This window comes from Citrobacter sp. CK188 (assembly GCF_030333525.1).
In the GTDB taxonomy this organism is placed as follows: domain Bacteria; phylum Pseudomonadota; class Gammaproteobacteria; order Enterobacterales; family Enterobacteriaceae; genus Citrobacter_B; species Citrobacter_B koseri.
In genome coordinates this window covers 336,450-356,208 of the sequence record NZ_JAOWFU010000029.1, presented here as the reverse complement: position 1 = coordinate 356,208, position 19,759 = coordinate 336,450, and the positions used below count along the sequence as shown (strand labels likewise).

At 54.9% G+C, this 19,759-nt stretch carries 15 protein-coding genes and 2 pseudogenes; all 17 read right to left on the bottom strand.

The window, feature by feature from the left end:
- Nucleotides 1–6 precede the first annotated feature (6 nt).
- The 17 genes and pseudogenes from wcaL to wzc all read right to left on the bottom strand — a co-directional run bounded on the left by wcaL (nt 7) and on the right by wzc (nt 19,757).
- Nucleotides 7–1,227: pseudogene (gene wcaL / locus OGV67_RS06925) on the bottom strand (colanic acid biosynthesis glycosyltransferase WcaL).
- Entirely contained in the window at nt 1,224–2,504 is a 1,281-nt protein-coding gene (wcaK, locus tag OGV67_RS06920) for a colanic acid biosynthesis pyruvyl transferase WcaK (protein ID WP_286465152.1), read from the bottom strand. The pseudogene wcaL and the gene wcaK overlap by 4 nt, the downstream one beginning before the upstream one ends.
- A 109-nt stretch (nt 2,505–2,613) precedes the next feature.
- Nucleotides 2,614–4,092, bottom strand: coding sequence for a colanic acid undecaprenyl disphosphate flippase WzxC (wzxC, locus tag OGV67_RS06915; RefSeq protein WP_286465149.1), 1,479 nt, complete (start codon nt 4,090–4,092; stop codon nt 2,614–2,616).
- A gap of 9 nt (nt 4,093–4,101) precedes the next feature.
- On the bottom strand, nt 4,102–5,496 hold the full coding sequence (gene wcaJ / locus OGV67_RS06910; protein ID WP_047462612.1) for an undecaprenyl-phosphate glucose phosphotransferase: 1,395 nt from the start codon (nt 5,494–5,496) through the stop codon (nt 4,102–4,104).
- A gap of 54 nt (nt 5,497–5,550) precedes the next feature.
- On the bottom strand, nt 5,551–6,921 hold the full coding sequence (gene cpsG / locus OGV67_RS06905) for a colanic acid biosynthesis phosphomannomutase CpsG (protein ID WP_012131713.1): 1,371 nt from the start codon (nt 6,919–6,921) through the stop codon (nt 5,551–5,553).
- A 148-nt stretch (nt 6,922–7,069) separates the two neighbouring features.
- Nucleotides 7,070–8,506: a mannose-1-phosphate guanyltransferase gene (cpsB, locus tag OGV67_RS06900; protein ID WP_012131712.1), complete on the bottom strand. Its 1,437-nt coding sequence runs from the start codon at nt 8,504–8,506 to the stop codon at nt 7,070–7,072.
- 3 nt (nt 8,507–8,509) lie between these two features.
- Nucleotides 8,510–9,733, bottom strand: a complete 1,224-nt coding sequence (wcaI, locus tag OGV67_RS06895; RefSeq protein ID WP_115615334.1) for a colanic acid biosynthesis fucosyltransferase WcaI — start codon at nt 9,731–9,733, stop codon at nt 8,510–8,512.
- 86 nt (nt 9,734–9,819) lie between these two features.
- Nucleotides 9,820–10,293 (bottom strand): annotated as a pseudogene (locus tag OGV67_RS06890) (GDP-mannose mannosyl hydrolase); the annotation flags it as partial.
- A gap of 2 nt (nt 10,294–10,295) precedes the next feature.
- A complete protein-coding gene (gene fcl, locus OGV67_RS06885) occupies nt 10,296–11,261 on the bottom strand; it encodes a GDP-L-fucose synthase (RefSeq protein WP_047462602.1) in 966 nt (321 codons plus the stop codon).
- Nucleotides 11,262–11,263: 2 nt separating this feature from the next.
- Nucleotides 11,264–12,385, bottom strand: coding sequence for a GDP-mannose 4,6-dehydratase (gene gmd, locus OGV67_RS06880; protein WP_012131708.1), 1,122 nt, complete (start codon nt 12,383–12,385; stop codon nt 11,264–11,266).
- Nucleotides 12,386–12,408: 23 nt separating this feature from the next.
- A complete protein-coding gene (wcaF, locus tag OGV67_RS06875) occupies nt 12,409–12,963 on the bottom strand; it encodes a colanic acid biosynthesis acetyltransferase WcaF (RefSeq protein WP_286465144.1) in 555 nt (184 codons plus the stop codon).
- 15 nt (nt 12,964–12,978) lie between these two features.
- On the bottom strand, nt 12,979–13,725 hold the full coding sequence (gene wcaE / locus OGV67_RS06870) for a colanic acid biosynthesis glycosyltransferase WcaE (protein WP_115614703.1): 747 nt from the start codon (nt 13,723–13,725) through the stop codon (nt 12,979–12,981).
- Nucleotides 13,726–13,737: 12 nt separating this feature from the next.
- Nucleotides 13,738–14,958 carry a colanic acid polymerase WcaD gene (wcaD, locus tag OGV67_RS06865; RefSeq protein WP_012131705.1) on the bottom strand — a complete coding sequence of 407 codons (1,221 nt, stop codon included), beginning with the start codon at nt 14,956–14,958 and terminating at the stop codon, nt 13,738–13,740.
- The gene (gene wcaC / locus OGV67_RS06860) at nt 14,933–16,150 is read right to left on the bottom strand and encodes a colanic acid biosynthesis glycosyltransferase WcaC (protein WP_115614702.1); all 1,218 of its coding nucleotides are present in this window, start codon (nt 16,148–16,150) and stop codon (nt 14,933–14,935) included. The genes wcaD and wcaC overlap by 26 nt, the downstream gene beginning before the upstream one ends.
- Nucleotides 16,147–16,635: a colanic acid biosynthesis acetyltransferase WcaB gene (gene wcaB, locus OGV67_RS06855; RefSeq protein WP_286465139.1), complete on the bottom strand. Its 489-nt coding sequence runs from the start codon at nt 16,633–16,635 to the stop codon at nt 16,147–16,149. Before wcaB ends, wcaC begins: the two co-directional genes overlap by 4 nt.
- Before the next feature lie 2 nt (nt 16,636–16,637).
- A complete protein-coding gene (gene wcaA, locus OGV67_RS06850; protein WP_024130193.1) occupies nt 16,638–17,480 on the bottom strand; it encodes a colanic acid biosynthesis glycosyltransferase WcaA in 843 nt (280 codons plus the stop codon).
- 114 nt (nt 17,481–17,594) lie between these two features.
- Entirely contained in the window at nt 17,595–19,757 is a 2,163-nt protein-coding gene (gene wzc / locus OGV67_RS06845; protein WP_286465137.1) for a tyrosine-protein kinase Wzc, read from the bottom strand.
- Nucleotides 19,758–19,759 lie beyond the last annotated feature (2 nt).

Below are 19,759 nucleotides of genomic sequence, written 5' to 3'. Positions count from 1 at the left end.
CTCGGTTTACATCGTTTGCAGCAGGCTGGCTAACTGTTGATTAATCACCTGCTGATTAAAATCAGCCTCAACTTTTTCACGGGCGCGTTGTACCACAGGCCGCAACGACTCGGTGTCGATGCGACTGAATGCCGCCAGTTGCTCCGCCAACGCCTCAGCATCATTTTCAGGCACCAGCCAGCCCGACTTACCGGCATCCACCAGTTCAGGGATTCCGCGGTGAACGGTTGAAACCACCGGCAGCCCGACTGCCATCGCTTCCATCAGCGCCACCGGAATACCTTCCATATCGCCATCCGTACCGGTGATGGAGGGCAGCAGAAACACATCCGCGTCATCCAGCATTTTTTTCACTTCATGGCTGGGCTTAAAGCCGGGCATTTCAATCACATCATCAAGCTGGTACTGCTCAATCAATGTGCGCAGGCGTCTCTCCCACGGCCCCATGCCCAGGATGCGATAACGGAACGCTACCCCCTGCGCTTTGAGCTGTCGGCAGGCCTCAATCGCTACGTGCAGTCCTTTCTTCTCGGTTAATCGCGCCACGGAAATAATCTCCAGCGGCGTACCCGGCGCTTTTACCGGACGGTGAGTAAAGCGCGTCATATCGACGCCCATCCGCGAGACCGCAATTTTCTCGGGCGGGCACCCCATCGTTTTAAGGCGTCCCGCCCATAATTCACTGATAGGCAGCATGAGATCGCCACGCTGGAACAGGCGTTGATATTCAGGCGTGTAGTGATTGAGCACATCGCGGTGCGATACATCAATACCGTGAAAAACGGTGGAGATTTTGCCTTTGATCACGCCAAGTTCCCGCAACTTCGCCGCCGTTACGCCCGCCGGGCCAAAATGGGCGATAAAAACATCCGCCTGGAACATTTTTGGCGTCAGCCCGCAGATTGCGGACAGAATCAGGTTGCGCGCTTCATCACCGTAACGTGAAACATTCAGCGCCTTCCAGGTCGATGCGCGCGTACCGCCACGCAAAGACGCAATGGCGCGATAGCGCAGCTTCGCCAGCTTGCCTTCCGGTTCATCCAGCAGCCAGTGCGTTTTTTCACCCAGGCGGTAGGTGTCATACGCCGCATGCGTGTTCTCAAGGTCGCCTTTATGCAACGCGACAATTTCCACCTAAAACCCCATATCGATAAACGCGGTGATCTGGTTCAGCACGAAGGTCTCTGACGACAGTGGGAACTTCAGTAAAAAGAAGCTGACCTTCATTTCCCCTCCCCGATACGGGTTAACACTGACTGCACCATGCGAAAGCCCTGTTCACGCTCGCGGTTTACGGCGTCCGCCAGTCGCGCGTTGAGCGCGGGCAACTGCCCCAGCGTATCGGCCACCATCGCTTCCAGGCTGCCGTCAAGCAAATGACGAATGTCGATCGCCATTTCAGGCAATCCCAGCTGTTGCATAATTCCGGCAGATTTGTGCTCATAATTAATGGCAATCGCAGGGGGCGCGAAATTCATGGAAATAATGGCGGAATGCAGGCGCGTGCCCACGGTCAGCTCACAGGCGCCGAGGATTTTACCCATTTCAAGATCGTTGAGTTCGTCCATTACCACATGGTAACGATCTGGATCGCTGACGTGCTGGCGCAGGTTTAACGCCACCATGCGATCGTCTTTGTTATAGCTGTCGATACCGGTACAGGTTGACAGCGCAATCACCTGATAGCCTTCCTCAAGGATACGGTTCACCACGCCAGCAAACGCCTTCTCGTAAGCCTGTTGGGTGGTTCCCAGACGCTTATCGAATGGCGCCAGTTCACGCAGCGTAATCGCAACCGTCTTTTGCTTTCCGGCAAGGGCTAACCAGTGCTGAACGGCATAGCCCGGTTCAAAATCGTCATTGTGATGATCAACCAGCCAGGCGGTATCGACCCCCGCTTCAACTTTCGTCGTGGTGATATCGCTACGCTTCATCAGCTCCAGACTGACTGATTCACGCAGAATCAACGCATCACAGTGCCCAAAGACGTAATTCGCCAGCGTGTTGAACTGCTCGTCCTGGAAGGGGCCGACGCTGTGACCAATCATATACAGCGGCTTCTTCGCCATAAAAGTACACAACGCATGTTCAAACTGTGGCACACCGTACAGATCAACGAAAAACGAGCCCCCTACCTGGATAATGGCGTCATAACCGGATAACAGACGAACGAAGTCGGTAAACCCTTGCGCAATGGCAATATTGCGCAGCTTGCCGGTATCGGTGACGCGGGAGAGCAGTACCTGATGCTGATAGCGGCGACGCAGCACTTTTTTCACGCGCCCCATCACGCCCGCCGCGTTATTGTGCTGCTTCATCTGCGAATAGAGCGGATCGCCCATCACCGGGCGATTCAATAACCAGGATGAGCTCACCGGATAGCGACTCATCACATCCACTTCTGCGTCAGGCTCAAGACGGTTAATGGCATCCAGCAGGCCGCGCAAAATTGCGCTGTCGCCACGGTTGCCGCAGGTGTGGTTGCCCAGGATCAGTAATTTCATATTTGCCCCTTAAAATCGTTGCCGGATGGCGGCTGTCGCCTTATCCGGCCTACAGCAAAATCAATTCATAGGCCGGATACGACGCGTAAACGTCGCCATCCGGCAAAAGTTATCCTGCGCGAAGCAGTGTTTTCATTTTTTCGCTACGGCAAAACTGGCGCTTCATCTCCACCACCAGCGGATGGCGCGAAAGCACAATCATCACGGCGAAGGCCAGCGCGCCCGCCACGATTTGCGTTGCCAGCAGTACGCTCAGCGGCAGATGTCCATTCAGCGCAATACCCAACCCATAGCTCACCGCCAGGGTAGGTAAAGAAAGATAAAACGGTAGCCACAGGCTAAGGATGTACTGGCGGTAACTCGACCCCAGCACCGGTTTAATCATGACGAAATAGCTCAGAACGGTATTGATGATCTGCACCAGCAGGAAGCCCAGCGTCACGCCTGTCGCCCCCGCCAGATGGCCGCCAACGATAATTGCCGGAATGAACAGAAAGGTTTTGAACACATTGAATTTGAAGCTGATATCGACGCGCGCTTTCGCCATCAGCAACGAACCAATCGGGTTGCCGACAGAGCGCAACAGCCCCACCACGCACAGCAGTTGCAGCACCGGAATGATGCTGTTCCACTTCTCGCCAAAAACCAGCGGCACAAAATTATTCGATACCACCATCAGACCGAGCAACGCGGGAAAATTAATAATCCCCACGACCGACAGCAGCTTGTAGAAGTTGACGCGCAGCTTCTCCGTATCATCCTGAATTTTGGCGAACGCCGGGAACAATACGCGGGTAATGATCGGGTTAAGCTTCATTGGCGGAACCGCCGCCACGTTATAAGCAAGGTTGTATCCCCCGGCGACACTCGCGCCGATAATACGCGCCAGCACCAGCGTCGACAGGTTAGTATTGACGTAATTGATGATGCTGTCCGCCGTCAGCCATGCGCCAAAGCGCAGGTTCGACGAAACAGACGCCAGCGAAAAATGCAGGCCGGGGCGGTAGATCTTCCGACCCAAATAGCCGAACAGCAGCGTACGGACGGCGCTGTTGACCAGATAGCCGAGGATCGCCGTCATTGCCAGCGGCCAGAAATGGGCGCTGACCACGGTAAAGGTGAACCCCGCCAGCACCGAGCTGGTCTCGATCATGCCTATTTTGTTAAATTCCAGCTCCTTTTGCATCAACGCGCGAAACTGCTGCCCGTGAGGGATCACCACAAACGCCAGCGACAGAGTTTTAATCAGCGGCGCCAGATCGGGGTTATGCAGCACGTTGCCGATCACGTCGCTAAGCAAAAACACCACAACGCACACCGCCAGCCCTAAGCCAACGTTCAGCCAGTACAGGGTGGTGAGTTCGAGGTGGCTTATCGTTTTACGCTGGATAATGGAGTTGGCAATACCGAAGTCCGACAGCGTATCGGCGAGGGCGATAATCACCAGCGACACGGTCAGCAGACCAAACTGGTGATTATCAATAATCCGCGCCAGCACGGTCATCTGAATCAGTCCCAGCCCGATGATGATAACCGTAGCGATCGCCGACCACTTCGCCCCACTGATGGTTTTTTCTCGTAAGCTCATGATCGTTCCTCAGTACGCCGCTTTATTCACAAAGCCTTTGAACACCGTCAGAAAAACAATCTTGATGTCAAACCACACGCTCCACTCACGGATGTACTCCAGATCAAACTCCACGCGCTTTTCCATTTTCTCCAGCGTGTCGGTCTCGCCGCGCCAGCCGTTGATCTGCGCCCATCCCGTAATGCCGGGTTTGACTTTATGGCGCAGCATGTAGCCTTCGATAAGCTGGCGATACTGCTCGTTATGCGCCACCGCGTGCGGGCGCGGCCCGACGATAGACATGCCGCCGGTCAGAACGTTGATAAACTGCGGCAGTTCATCAAGCGAGGTACGGCGCAGAAAATTCCCCACGCGGGTTACACGCGGGTCGTTTTGCGTCGCCTGCGTCACCACTTTGTCGTTTTCCATCACCTTCATGGAGCGGAATTTCCACACTTTGATCGGCTTACCGTCCATGCCATAACGGGTCTGGCGGAAAATGATCGGCCCTGGCGAACTGAATTTGACCGCCAGCGCAATGCAGCACAGCACCGGAGAGATCAGCAGCAGAATCAGCGACGCCAGCACGATATCTTCCGCGCGTTTCAGCAGACGATTGATCCCTGACAGCGGCGTGTCATACAGCGGCACGACCGGCACGCCGCTTACCTCTTCAATGCGCGAGTGCAGAATATTGAAGGTAAAAACATCCGGGATGAGGATGACCGAGCAGGTGGTGTCAGCCAGAGCGCGCACCAGTTTTTTTACCTGCGCCCCGTCACTCATCGACATGGCGATATAGACGTTATGAATGCGTGAGGCTTTGGCATCCTCGACCAGTTGTTGCAGATTTCCGGCCCAGTCAGAAGAGACGCCGCCCGGTTTCGGATCGTAGTAAACGCCGACCACTTCAAAACCCAACCACGGCTCCTTGCGGAAGCTGTCCAGCAGCGACTGACCGGCAGGAAGATCCCCCGCCACCGCCACCCGGCGCGTGTTGTACCCACGGTTACGCAGCCATCCGGCTCCGTAGCGAATGAACGAGCGGCAGACCACCAGACCCACGCTGGAGAGCGCATACCACGCCAGCCAGACGGTAAGACGGTTATCGAAGTCGTTATTGAAGGCAATCAGGCCCGCGCTGAAGACCAGACTCAGCGTCCAGTTTTGCAGCAGCAGCGCCAGTTCCGTCGAAATCTTCACGCCGCGCCAGGAACGGTAAAAATCAGTTATGCCGCCCAGCATCTGAAAAACCACCAGCGTGATCAGCGCCACCAACAGATGCATATACAGGAAAGGCAATCCGCTCAGCTTGCAGACAACCCATAACCCGCCAAACATGATGGTGATATCCGAAAAGCGTTGCACCATAGAGATTAACGATGCATTGGTTTTGGCTCGCTCGCGCTTTTTTAGATTTGTCATCGTTGTTCCTGTTATTAGCCCCTTACCCGTCGCCGGGTAAGGGAAGAACCGACATTACTGATTCAGCAACGTCAGCAGGGTTCGCGTTCGCGCTTCCATCAGCGGAATGTCGCCGCGTGATTCCACGTTCAACCGCACCACCGGTTCGGTATTGGAAGAACGCAGGTTGAAGCGCCAGTCGGCAAACGACATGCTGATGCCGTCAGTTCTGTCCACCGTCAGCGCTTCACGCGCAAAGTGTGCTTCCACCCGGCTGATGGCGGCCGCAGGCTCTGCCAGTTTGCTGTTGATTTCACCGCTGGCCGGGAACGCCGCCATCCGGTCACGCACCAGTTCCCCCAGCGACTGCCCTTTCAGACATACCAGCTCCGCCACCAGCAGCCACGGGATCATCCCGCTGTCGCAGTACGCAAAATCACGGAAGTAGTGATGGGCGCTCATTTCGCCGCCGTAGATAGCATCTTCATGGCGCATACGTTCTTTAATAAAGGCATGGCCGGTTTTCGACATCACCGGCGTGCCGCCCGCCGCCGTCACCACATCAACGGTGTTCCAGGACAGACGCGGGTCGTGGATGATCTTCGCTCCCGGGTGTTTCTCCAGAAATGCCTCCGCCAGCAGGCCGACAATGTAGTAGCCCTCAATGAACTGCCCTTTCTCATCGAACAGGAAGCAGCGGTCGAAATCCCCGTCGAAGGCAATGCCCATATCTGCGCCGTGTTCAATAACGGCGTTGCGGGTGTCATCGCGACACTCCGGCAGCAGCGGATTAGGGATGCCGTTCGGGAAGTTGCCGTCCGGCGTGTTGTGGATTTTGATGAAGTCAACCGGCACGCCCTGCGCCTTAAAGCGGGCTTCAATGGCATCCACCACCGGGCCTGCCGCGCCGTTGCCGGAGTTGATGACCAGTTTCAATGGCGTGAGATTGTTGACGTTGATGTAGCCGAACAGGTGGTCGATGTAGGCGTCACGCAGATTGATCTGCTTATAGCTGCCGCGTCTGGCTTCGTTGACCGGTGGAAAATCATTGGCTTCCGCCAGACGCTGCACGTCGCGCAGACCGGTGTCGCCGCTGATGGGGCGCGCGCCCTCGCGCACCAGTTTCATACCGTTGTAGTCCATCGGGTTATGGCTGGCGGTCACTTCAATACCGCCATCGACGCCCAGATGGAAGGTCGCAAAATAGATCTCTTCCGTGCCGGAAAGGCCGATATCCAGTACGTCAACGCCCGCATCCTGCAACCCTTTCGCCAGCGCCAGTTTCAGCGACTCGCTTGTCAGGCGCACATCGCCGCCCAGCACAATGGTTTTCGGTTGCAGGAACTCGCCGTAAGCGCGGCCAATACGCCACGCGATATCCTCATTCAACTCTTCGCCCAGCCTGCCGCGAATATCGTAGGCTTTAAAACAGGTTAATTTCGTCATGTTTTTACCCTTCTTCAGGCAACAGTTGGCCCTGACTCTCGTAAGAGCCTTTTTCAATTTTTGTTTTATTGCCCGGTGGCGCTGCGCTTACCGGGACTACGGACCTGTAGGCCGGATAAGCAACGCGCCATCCGGCAACTTACCGGGCTTACACCCGCCCGTAGCGATCGGCGAAGCGCACCACGTCGTCCTCTTCAAGGTACGAACCGGAGCGGACTTCAATCAGGTCGAGCGGAATTTTTCCCGGATTCTCCAGGCAGTGGGTCGCCCCCAGAGGTATGTAGACAGACTCGTTTTCACCGAGCAGTTTGATTTCGCCGTTGATGGTGACTTTTGCCGTCCCTGCAACCACCACCCAGTGCTCCGCCCGATGGTGATGCATCTGCACGGAGAGCCCCTCGCCGGGTTTAACGGTAATACGTTTCACCTGATAACGGTCGCCAGCGTCGATGGAGTCGTATTTGCCCCACGGTCGGTAGACTTCACGGTGGATATGGTGCTCATGGCGACCATCAGCTTTAATCTGCTCCACCACTTTTTTCACATCCTGCACCGCATTGCGATCGGCAATCAGCACCGCATCTTTGGTCTGTACAACCACCAGGTCTTTCACCCCGACGGTCGTCACCAGGCCCGACTCCGCATAAACATAGCTGTTTTCCGTTTTATGGCTAATGACGTCGCCGTGATGCACGTTTCCCTCGGCGGTGTGCGCGCTGATTTCCCACAGTGAAGACCAGGAACCCACGTCGCTCCAGCCGGCATCCATCGGCATAACCACTGCATCTGCCGTGCGCTCCATCACCGCGTAGTCCACCGACTCTTCCGGGCAGGCGAGGAACGCCTCTTCATCCACGCGGATAAAGTCGAGGTCGGGGTCAACGATACTCATCGCGTTTTCGCAGGCGTCCAGAATATCGGGACGGTATTTTTTCAGTTCTTCCAGATAACGCCCGGCGCGGAACAGGAACATCCCGCTGTTCCAGTAGTAGTCGCCGCTCGCCACGTAGGCCTGCGCGGTTTCAAGATTGGGTTTTTCGACAAACTGCGCGACGTCAAAAGCAACCGCGTCTTGCTCGCCGGGAGAGACATCGCCGCGACGAATATAGCCGTAGCCGGTTTCCGGCAGATCCGGCACGATACCGAACGTGACCAGCTTGCCCGCTTCGGCATACGGAATGGCGTTACGCACCGCATCGCGAAACGCTCCTTCATCAGCGATGACGTGATCGGCCGCCAGTACCAGCATCAGCGGATCGCCTTCCGGGCTGTGGCGTTTCGCCGCCAGCGCCGCCAGCGCAATCGCTGGCGCGGTATTGCGCCCGGCAGGTTCGAGAATAATGTTCTCCGTCAGTTTGTTTAGCTGGCGCAACTGTTCGGCGACAATAAAGCGGTGCTGCTCATTGCAGATCACCACCGGGCTTTCGCACTCCACGCCGTTCAGACGACAAATGGTCGTTTGCAGCATGGTGAGATCGCCCTTCAGGCAGAGAAACTGTTTTGGATAAAGTACACGAGAAAGCGGCCATAAACGGCTACCCGAGCCACCCGCCATCACGACCGGATAAAGTTTACGTTGACCCATGATTTATCCCCGAATATCTGTAATAAATTGACGTAACACGTTCTCTTTATCGAGCGTGCGTTCGGCATATTCGCATGCCACCGTGTTGTTCTCAGGCATGGCAAGTGCCTGGGTAATCCCCGTCACCAGCGCGTCGACCGACTCCGGTTCCACGCAAACGGCAATGCCGGGATAGTCGCGACAAAGCTGGCCGAGTTCGGTTTCCGGTTCAGCAGTAATCACCGCGTTGCCGCCCACCGCCAGAATATTGGTCAGTTTCGACGGCAAAACAGCATCCGCCGCGCCGCGCTTTTGCACCACCAGATGGCAATCGCCCATCTTCAGCAGCGCAGGTAAGGCTTCATAAGGCTGAAGCGGATAAAATTTGACGTTATCCAGGCCGCGCTCATGGGCCATTTTTTCCAGCCGCGCTTTACCGCCGCCCTGCCCGACAATGACAAACAACCAGGGGCGATCGGTAAGACGCTCAGCGGCGTCGATCACGTTCTCAAGCCCTTGTTTTTCACCAATATTGCCGGAGTACAGAATGATTTTTTTATCATCCGGCAACCCCAACGTCTGGCGTAAGCGGGCCGCATCGCTAGCGGTCACGTCACGAAAACGCGCCACTTCCGACCAGTTAGGGAAGAAAATCACCTTGTCTGCCGCGACCCCTTTCTCCTGCGCTTTATTCATCATTGAACGGGAGATGGTGGAGACGTTATCGACGTTGTGCAGACCGCTGCGCTCGAACGCGGCGGCCAGTCGGGCAACCTTACCGCTCTTGCCTTGCCCGGCCAGCCCCAGACCGAGCATCGCATCCACCTCGTAGTCCTGAATATGCAGCAACGTGCGCGCGCCGGAGAGTTTCGCCAGCAAACGCATACCCGGCGTGCAAAACAGCGTCGGCACCACGCCGATAATCCGATCCGGCTTCCAGCGTCGCTGCGCCATCAGCGGGAAGAAACTGCTCAGGGCGAAACTGCCCAGGTGCAGCAAGCGTTTCAGCGTCGATGGCTGCGTCGGAACATATAACGGGCAGCGCCAGACGGTGGCCGCCCCCTCTTCCCGGCGATAACGCCAGGAGGAATACTGCTCGCCCACTTTCCACTGCGGGTAATAAGGCGGCGCGGTGATCACCCGAACTTCATGCCCTTCACGCGCCATCCACTCCACCATCTCGCCGGTGTATTTACCGATGCCGGTTAGCTCCGGCGAGTAGTTGATGCCGTACACAAGGATTCTCATACGCTTCATCCTTCAACCTGGCTCTGCGTTGGCTGCATCTGCTCACCCCTGCCGCCTTGATTCAGGCTGAATGATTTCGTGTAACATCCAGGCACCCCGGACTGACGATCCGCGAGGAAGTACGCCCGACTGTTGTCGTGAACGCTGGCGCTTGCCAGAAGCCGCTCAGGCGCCTGCCAGCGATAATCTTCATGTTGTTCATCAGGCAGATGCAGATCTGCCTGATTCACCTTCAGGCGAAAACCAAGCACAACGTAATGAGTGGTAAAGTCTTCGCCGGAGAAGTTATCGTCATAGAAGTGCTGCCAGACGCCATAAAACGCGCCTGCGGACAGCGGTAAACGCAGCCCCAGTTCCGCCTGAGTGAGACGCTCAAACGCTTTTTCCAGCGTCTCATCCTTCTGCACGCGCCCGCCCGGTACGAACCAGTAACCCTGCGCAGGGCGATTGGTGCGCTTGCCCAGCAGGAACTCGCCGCGCTCATTCTCCACGATCAAATCAATGGAGATCAGCGGCGTAGAGCGCACGACGGTAGCGAAATCTTCCTGACGTAAAAACATGTTTACCCCCGGAACCGGTGCTGGTTCTCAAGGAACCACTGGTAAGTGCTGGCAAGCCCGGCCTCCAGCGACACCTCGTGATACCAGCCAAGCTGATGCAGGCGCGTTACGTCGAGCAGTTTGCGCGGCGCGCCGTCCGGTTTCGTGGCGTCAAACACCACCCGCCCTTTGTAGCCCACGACCTGAGCGATCGTTTGCGCCAGCTCCCGAATGGTGCAATCCACACCAGTACCGACGTTGATGTGCGAGAGCATCGGCTGCGTGTTCTCCTGCCACACTTCGCGATCCAGCTCCATCACATGGATGCTGGCAGCGGCCATATCATCCACATGCAGGAACTCGCGCATCGGTGTCCCGCTGCCCCATACCACTACATCCGGCGCGTTCTGTTCGGTCGCTTCATGGAAGCGACGCAGCAGCGCGGGAATGACGTGCGAATTACTCGGGTGGAAGTTGTCATGCGGCCCGTACAGGTTGGTCGGCATAACCGAGCGGTAATCGCGGTCAAACTGGCGATTCCAGGACTCGCACAGTTTGATCCCGGCAATTTTTGCGATGGCATACGGCTCGTTGGTTGGTTCAAGCGACCCTTGCAGCAGTTCGCTTTCCGCCATCGGCTGTTTTGCCAGTTTGGGGTAGATACAGGAGGAACCGAGGAACAACAGCTTGTTCACGTTGTGCAGATGCGCGGCGTGAATGATGTTGCTCTCAATCATCATGTTCTCGTAGATGAAATCGGCCGGGTACGTATTGTTGGCGACAATACCGCCCACCTTCGCCGCCGCCAGATAAACCTGGTCAATGCGTTCTTCAGCGAAGAATGCCTGTACCGCCCGGCTGTCCAGCAAATTCAGCTCGTCGCGGGTGCGGAGCACCAGCTCCACATCCTCGCGCTGCGCCAGCTGTCTTACGATGGCGGAACCCACCATCCCGCGATGGCCCGCCACAAAAATACGTTGTTTCATCATCCTCAGGACTCCAGCGCGATGGCAACCTCGTAGCCATGAGATTTCAGCAAGGAATGTTTCTTCGCCGCTTCCAGGTCTTTCGCGACCATTTCAGACACCATCTCCTGGAGTGTGATCTCCGGTTTCCAGCCCAGCTTCTCGTGCGCTTTTGACGGGTCGCCCAGCAGGGTTTCCACTTCCGCAGGACGGAAGTAGCGCGGGTCAACGGCGATAATCACATCACCCGGCTTCACGCCCGGCGCATCATGACCGGTGACAGAAACGACAATCCCTTTCTCTTCCACGCCTTCCCCTTCAAAGCGCAGTTTGATTCCCAGCTGTGCCGCCGCCATTTCGACGAACTGACGCACGGAGTACTGCACGCCGGTCGCGATCACGAAATCTTCCGGCGTCTCTTGTTGCAGCATCATCCACTGCATCTTGACGTAGTCTTTGGCATGGCCCCAGTCACGCAGGGAATCCATGTTGCCGAGGAACAGGCAGGACTCCAGCCCCTGAGCGATATTGGCAATCGCGCGGGTGATTTTGCGGGTCACGAAGGTTTCGCCGCGACGCGGAGATTCATGGTTGAACAGAATGCCGTTACAAGCGTAGATGCCGTAGGATTCGCGGTAGTTAACGGTGATCCAGTAGGCGTACAGTTTGGCGACGGCATACGGAGAGCGCGGATAGAACGGCGTGGTCTCTTTTTGCGGAATTTCCTGCACCAGACCGTACAGCTCAGAGGTGGAGGCCTGATAGAAACGGGTTTTCTTTTCCAGGCCCAGGAAGCGAATCGCCTCCAGCAGACGCAGCGTTCCCAGCGCATCTACGTCGGCGGTGTATTCCGGGGACTCAAACGAAACCGCAACGTGGCTCATTGCCCCCAGGTTGTAGACTTCATCCGGCTGCACTTCCTGCAAAATGCGGGTCAGGTTGGATGAATCGGTCAGATCACCGTAGTGCAGGTGGAATTTCGGGTTGCTGGCATGCGGGTCCTGATAGATATGATCCACGCGTTCGGTATTGAACGAAGACGCGCGACGCTTGATACCATGAACCTCGTAACCTTTCTCCAGCAGAAGTTCCGCCAGGTAAGAACCATCCTGCCCGGTTACGCCAGTAATGAGAGCGACTTTTGACATTTTATTTTCCTCAAATAGTCCCGTTAGGGAGTAACTTTCTCAACGCGCTCGCGCGTTACCACTGCGGGATTGCCACGGCAGATTGTGTTTGCCGGTAGCGATTTAAAAACACTGCTTCGCGCACCAACGACGGTGCCGTCGCCTATCGTTACGCCGGGAGCGACAAAGACATCCGTCGCCAGCCAGCATTTCTCGCCAATCACAATTGGCGTGGCGTTAATATCAAAATTGGCGCTGGCATAATCATGACTGCCGGTACATAAATAGCTTTTCTGCGAAATAACAGAATGTGCGCCAATCGTAATGTTACCCAGCGTATATAAAACGGCGTCATCGCCGACCCAGGCGTAATCACCTAACGTCAATTTCCACGGATACGTAATTTTTACAGAAGGTCGGATGACTGCGTTTTTTCCTATTTTTGCGCCAAACATCCGTAATAAAAATGCGCGCCAGCGATACATCACCTGCGGCGACCAGCTAAATAACGTCGCCTGCACCGCCCACCATAATTGCACTTTTATTGCATTGCCGCCCCGGAACCCTTTCGGCACCGAGAAGCCGCTTAAATCCTGCATCATTTTTCCTTATATTCAGGTTTTGTTATATAAGGCTTTTGCTTTGCCTGTCGTTTTCAGACGTAATAAATAAGATAATTCCGCCCAGAACCCGGGGACACGTAATATTTTACGCTGCACGTTTTTTGCATCCCGGCATAATTCCAGATTGTTTGAGGTTGACACGCCGCCCATAGAAAATTCAGACACCAACCCTTTGATTCGACGGAAAGGATAGCCTGATTTATAAAGACTGGCCGCCAGCGCGTAATCAGATGACACCTTATATTGCAGATCGTATGGATGTTTTTTCAGCCCTGCGGTCGGGAAGAAAATAGCCTGATGGCTGGCGGGTAAGCTGTGGTAGATATACCAGCCATGTTTGGCGCTTCGTCGGGTTTTATTTCCTTCACCAAAATCCAGCAACGCGTCGCCAATGTACATCGCGTCATCATTTTTTCGCCCCAGTTGACGGACAAAATCGGTGACATCTTCATGAAACACATCGCCGGAATTGAGGAAAAGAGTATAGCGCCCTTGCGCCATCGCAATGCCTTTGTTCATCGCGTCGTAAATGCCGCGATCCTTTTCACTTACGAAGCGTAAGTTAAACTCACCGTTGAGTTTTTCCAGAAACTGGGCGGTGCCGTCATCCGAACCGCCGTCCACAACAATCCATTCAAAGGTCAGGCTGGGATCGCGCGCCAGGTTGCGCAGCGAGCGCCAGGTGTTTACCACGCCGTCGTAATTACGAAAGGCGACAGTAACGACGCTAAGTAACATAAAACCACCTCGTCATGAATTCGTAATATTTAGCGCTTTGCGCAAAATAAAAGGACAAACGATTAAAAATGCATATTCCGGGCTAAATATCGAACCGGTAAAAAACAACGATACCGGCGTAAAGAGATAAAGCTGCACCCGAAAATTCTGATTATCGCCAAACGCATTCAGCGTCATTTTTAAGATTTTCCACATGTACCATGCGGTCAATAACACCGCGAACCATGAGAAATAAATAATCAGCAGATACAGGCCATTGTCTATTGTTTTCCCGACATCCGCACCGTTAAAAATTCCGAATGATGCGACATATTCATAAAGTGAGCCAAATCTGACTACGCCATCAATATGGGTTAACGAATAACCGACCATCACTAATGGCCCAACGATACGATAATACGATGATGAGCCTTCCGTTCCTAAATCTCCAAGACGTTCAGCGATATAAGGAAATGCAAAAACCACACCGACTAAAAATACGCCCAACGAAATAATCGCCAGTGGCAATTTTTTCCTTATCGCATCCTTATTCAGATACTGAAATGCCCACTCCAGTAAGTAAAACAGGATAAAGGTCATTACCCCTGAAAATGATCCTGATAATATTATCCCTGCCAGAATCATAGCATCGGTCTTAGGGGTTTTGATACCAAACTGTTTGATGCTGAGCCAAATTGAGATTAACGCCAGAGCAAAAAACGCCGGTTCAAAATAGAGCGCAGTGGTTCGCTTACCGCCAAATTTAATAAAATTCAGCACATAGCTATTACTGTAAATAAGATATTTCGAAATTCCTTCCATTAAGCTGCTGCCGCCGGTGAGAATGATCTGCGCCATCTCAACTGCCGCCAGCGCCACCACAAACGCCACCACCATATAGAAAAAACGTAATATCTTGCGGTAGTTATGCGGGGAAACGGTTTTAAAGCGAATACTCCACACCATGCCGATAATGATGACGATGTAAACAAACAGCATCGTCGAGGTGACATATTTGCTGGCATCCAGCGACTGACCGAACAGGTAGTTAAACGCCGTCAGCCCTGCCCCCACGCCCAGCGCAATCATCAATTTTTTAATGCTGATGCGCTCAATGAACAACAACAGCAAAACGGGTAAAAAGGTGACGATGGTGATGGGGAAGCTTTCGCCCAGTTGGGCAATTTTGACGTTGACCAGCAGGTAGATCAGCGGCAGCAGCAGGTAACTACAGATTCTGATAGAACGAGACATACTCCTCCAGCATCTGTTGTCCGCTGTATGCGGTGCGGCTACGCTTGCAAAAGACCTCCAGCGAGGCGCCAAATACGGCCTGAGCAATGTCGGATTTGCTCATCTGCACCAGGTTAAGCACCTCATCTTCACTGAACGTTCGCCCGCCCGATTTTGCCAGTACCTCCTGCGCCGCGTCGCTGTGCGTGGCGATCACCGGCACGCCGATAGATAACGCTTCACACAATATCAGCGGGTAATTATCGACCCGGGAGCTGAACACCAGCGCATCCATCTGGTTAAGGGCGCTCATCAGCTTGCGTTTATCGGTTTCAAAGCCGTGATTCACCACGTTCTCACCGTCGAAGGGGGAAAACTTACCGAAGGTGTGCAGCTCAATGTTGTTGCCTGCCGCCATCATGTCGCGCACCAGTTGCTGGTTTGTTTTGCCGTCATAGCGCAGATCGTGCGCCACCACGGCAATTTTCGGTTTGCCCTGGCGCTCGCTCACCGGCGACAGTTCGGACAGAATCGCTTCGGTCGCCACATCAATGCCATTATTGATAATGCGACAACGCCCTGCCCCGTACAGGCTGTTAAACGCCTCCGCCACATGCTGGCTGGGCGAGATAAACTGACAGCCCAGCGAGAGCATCTGCTGAAACAGCTGCCGCTTGCCCACCACCAGCTGGTGCGCTCTGTCCACTTTTACCGGCGGATAATTGGTCAGCGTCGGGCATTTCTGACAGCCGCTTTTCCAGCCTTCACAACCGTCGGTAAAGGCACAGCGTCCGGTCACGCTCCAGTGATCGTGCAGCGTCCAGACCAGCCTCACGTCCGGCTTATGGTTTTTCACCTTCTCGCAGAAAGCGACAACCTCCGCCAGATTCAGCCAGTAGCTATGCAGCACATGAAAATGCAGCACCAGCGGGCCGGGTGTCCGGGTCACTTTGCGGTACAGGTTATCGAGATTGCCAAAGAGGTCGCGGTTAAACAGACGAAACAGCGCGATATTGGCGACCGATGTCAGACGCGGCGTCTGTTTAATCACATGCGGATAGTTGCTGTGGCTGACGCTTTTCTTCCCGCCTTTGCCATAGCCATAGACAAAGTGCGAGGTCAGGCCTTTTTGTAGCGCGCGCAGGTGCAGGTCTAATGCCACGCCCGCCGCGCCGCCTTCCGCCAGTCGAACATTAAATTGCAGAATATTCATTTAATTACCTTCACTCGCGCCTTCTCTCCCACTACCAGCGCGTTATCGGGAACCGTGTCGAGCACCACGCTGCCCGCCCCGATAGTCACGTTATTGCCGATGGTGATATCCCCCAGCAAAATGACGTTAGCGCCCAGCTCAACGCCGTTACCAATGACCGGGCACGCCAGGCTGTCGCCGCCCCGGTTGCCGATGGTGACGCCATGACGCACGGTGAAGTCGTCGCCCGCGACGACATGCTTATTGATCACGACAGCATAACCGTGATGGATGGTGAAACGTCGGCCGATGGTTGCGGCGGCCTGAATTTCGTAACCAAACAGGCATTCGGTCATCAGACGGTACAGCACCAGCACCGGCGCGGCCCACAGGTTATTCAGCACATTTTTTTTGCGCCAGACGGAACAAAAATGGGCGACGCGGTAGTCCAGCACCATGCAGCACGGGCGCAGACTCCAGCTGTTTGCGCGTAGATCCTCCAGCATCCTTAACGCCCCCGCAGTCCGTCAGCCAGGCGTTTGCCGTTACGCACAGAAAACAGCGTCAGCAACGTGCGCCAGGTCATTCGCTTATTGCGGATCTGGTACAGCGTAAACAGCTGATACTTTTTGCTGGCGCGGTCGAATTTGTCTTTATGCTTGCGGTAGAAATGAAAGTAGCCGGAGAATTTTTTCGGCGAGGAGGTGATCTGCATTTCACCGTGATTGATGTGCAGAATCTGCGTCGCCTCTTCCACTTTCCACGGTTCGCCGTACTCAACCACCATACGCAGGAAAATATCGTAGTCCTGCGCGGCTTTCAGTTCGGTATCAAACAGGCACTCTTTAAAACGCCAGGCCCAGGTAAAGACCTGATTGCCAATGATATTGCGTTTATAAAAAAGACGGCGTGAGTACGGCGACTTCGGGTACAGCGGCAGACTGGCCGGCTGCGAGTAAACCTCGCCTTCACAGACATAGTCATTGGCATATAAAAACGCGTGCGTTACCAGCTGATGCTTATGTTCAAGGAACACGCTCAGACGGTTCGGCGTCCATTCATCATCATCATCGATCCCGGTGATGTACTGCCCTTTCGCCTGCATAATGGCCTGATTACGCACCGCGCAGGCGCCGGAATTGATCGCATTGTGGGTGTAGCGCACGCGCGGGTCGTTTAACCCTTCAACAAACTGCTGCAACTGCTCATACGATGAGGAGCAGTCATCCACAATGATCATTTCCCAGTGGGTATAGTCCTGGCGCAGCACCGATTTAATCGCGCGAATCGCCAGTTGCTGCCGATTCCAGGTTGGCATGTAGATCGAAATCAGTGGGTTGTCTATTGTCATTCTCATTCCCCGGATAGTGTCGGATGGCGGCGTAAACACCTTATCCGGCCTACAGTTACCAGCAATTTTGTCGGCCCTGTAGGCCTGATAAGCGCAGCGTCATCAGGCGACTTATTATTTTGAATCCGACTTGTATTCGTACTCGTAGTAACCGTAATCCTGATAACCGGTCGCCCGTCGGAAGATGGAGTTGAGGATTACGCCTTTTACCGGAATGCCGTTCTGCTCAAAGCGGCTCAGGCTGGTTTCCACCTCTTTTAATGTGTTAACGGCGTAACGCGCCACCATCAGCGTAGTGCCGACATGCCGTCCAACGATCGCCGCATCGGTCACCGCCAGAATCGGCGGCGTATCGATTAAGACCAGGTCATAGTGCGCGCTGGCCCAGGCAATCAGTTCGCCAAAGCGCTCGCTCATCAGCAGTTCCGACGGGTTAGGCGGCACCTGTCCGCGCGGCACCAGATCGAAATGCGGGATGGAGGTGGGTTTGGCGCAGGAGGCGATATCCCCTTTGCCCACCAGAATGTCGGACAAACCATTCACGTTGTTGGTGCCCAGCAGCTCGTGGGTATAGCCTTTACGCATATCGCAGTCGATCAGCAGCACGCGTTTGTTGGTCTGGCTGATGACCGCCGCCAGGTTGGCGCAGACAAAGGTTTTGCCGATAGACGGGCTGACCCCGGTCAACATCAGCACATTGTTTTGCGCCTGCATCATGGCGAAATGCAGGCTGGTACGCAGGCTACGCACCGCCTCAATCGCCAGATCGGTTGGATTCCCCACCGCCAGCAACTGGCTCTGTTTGTAGCGTTTAACGCCCTTAATCGTTTTGACGTTATCGCGCGCTTTCTGCCACTCCGACAGCGGAATGCTGGCATAGACGCTGATGCCGTGTTCTTCGAGCACCTGCGGACTTTCAATCCCACGGTTAAACAGCGAACGCAGCAACACGCCGACGATAGAGAGCATCAGGCCAAGAATAATGCTGCCAAGAATAATCAGCGCTTTTTTCGGCTTCAGCACGCCCGGCTGGGCAATCGCCGGGTCAACAATACGCACATCCCCGACGGTGCTGGCCTCGGTGATCTTCAGCTCCTGCTGCTTGTTCAGCAGTTGCATATAAACCTGCTGACCGGATTCGACGTCGCGCGTCAGACGCACAATTTCCTGCTGCGTTTTCGGCATTGCCGTCACCCGCCCGTTCAGTTTGGCTTTTTCGTCTTCCAGCGCTTTACGTTTTTCCAGCAGCGTGCGGTAAGCCGGATGCGCTTTAGTAAACAGCTTGGAGATTTCCGCCTCTTTGAAGGTCAGTTCGTTAAGCTGGGCGTCGATATTCACCATCGAGTCCAGCACCGCCTTGGCCTCCAGCGGTAAGTCCACGGAGTCTTTATCCTGACGGAAGGCGTTGAGTTTGTTTTCCGCGACGTCCAGGCGACTGCGCACTTCCGGCAACTGTTTCGCCAGGAACGCCAGGCTTTTCGCCGCTTCCGCAGATTTCCGCTCAACGTTCTGTTCGAGATAGTTGCGGGTGATGCTGTTGAGAATATCGCGGATCTGATCCTTGTCTTCACCGGTGAAGGCCAGGCTCAATACGCCGGTATCTTTGCCGTTTTCCGTCACGGTCAGGTTGTTTTGCAGATTGTTGATCATCCCAAGCGTGGAGAATTTAGTGACGGTAAATTCACTGTCCGGGCGGGCATGGATAGCGCTCACCATCATCGTCACGCCGTCTTTACTCAGCAGTTGCCCGGCCTGACCGCGCGCGCTAAAGCCGCCGTCGCTGGTCAGTTCGTAGGTTTTGTCACTCAGCACGTTAAGCGTGAAAACCTGCTCGCCCATCTCTTTTGGGCGGGTGAACGTTGTCACTTTCACCGTCTCATTCTGCCGCCCCATCAGGCGCTCCCAGCCTGCGCCAAACAGCGGGAAGGTGTTTTTGGTGACGGAGATATCCAGGTCGAGATCGTCAACGGTTTTCCCCAGAACCAGGCGCGACTGAATCAGCTGAATTTCCGCTTCTGATGCCGGCGGTTTATTGGGCAGCGCAGAGCCAATATCCTGCACCAGCGAGTTACCGGTATTTTGCTCGATTTGCACCAGCGCGTCGGCGCTGTAAATCGGCGTGGCGAATAGCGTGTAAATCACCGCGCACAGCGCAAATACCGCCGTAATGCCAAGCACCCACCAGCGCGCTTCAATGACGGTTCCCACCAGGCGACCGATATCGATTTCATCACTGCCCGTTACCGGAGCGGCAAGCTGTTTTACTTTTTCTGTCATTG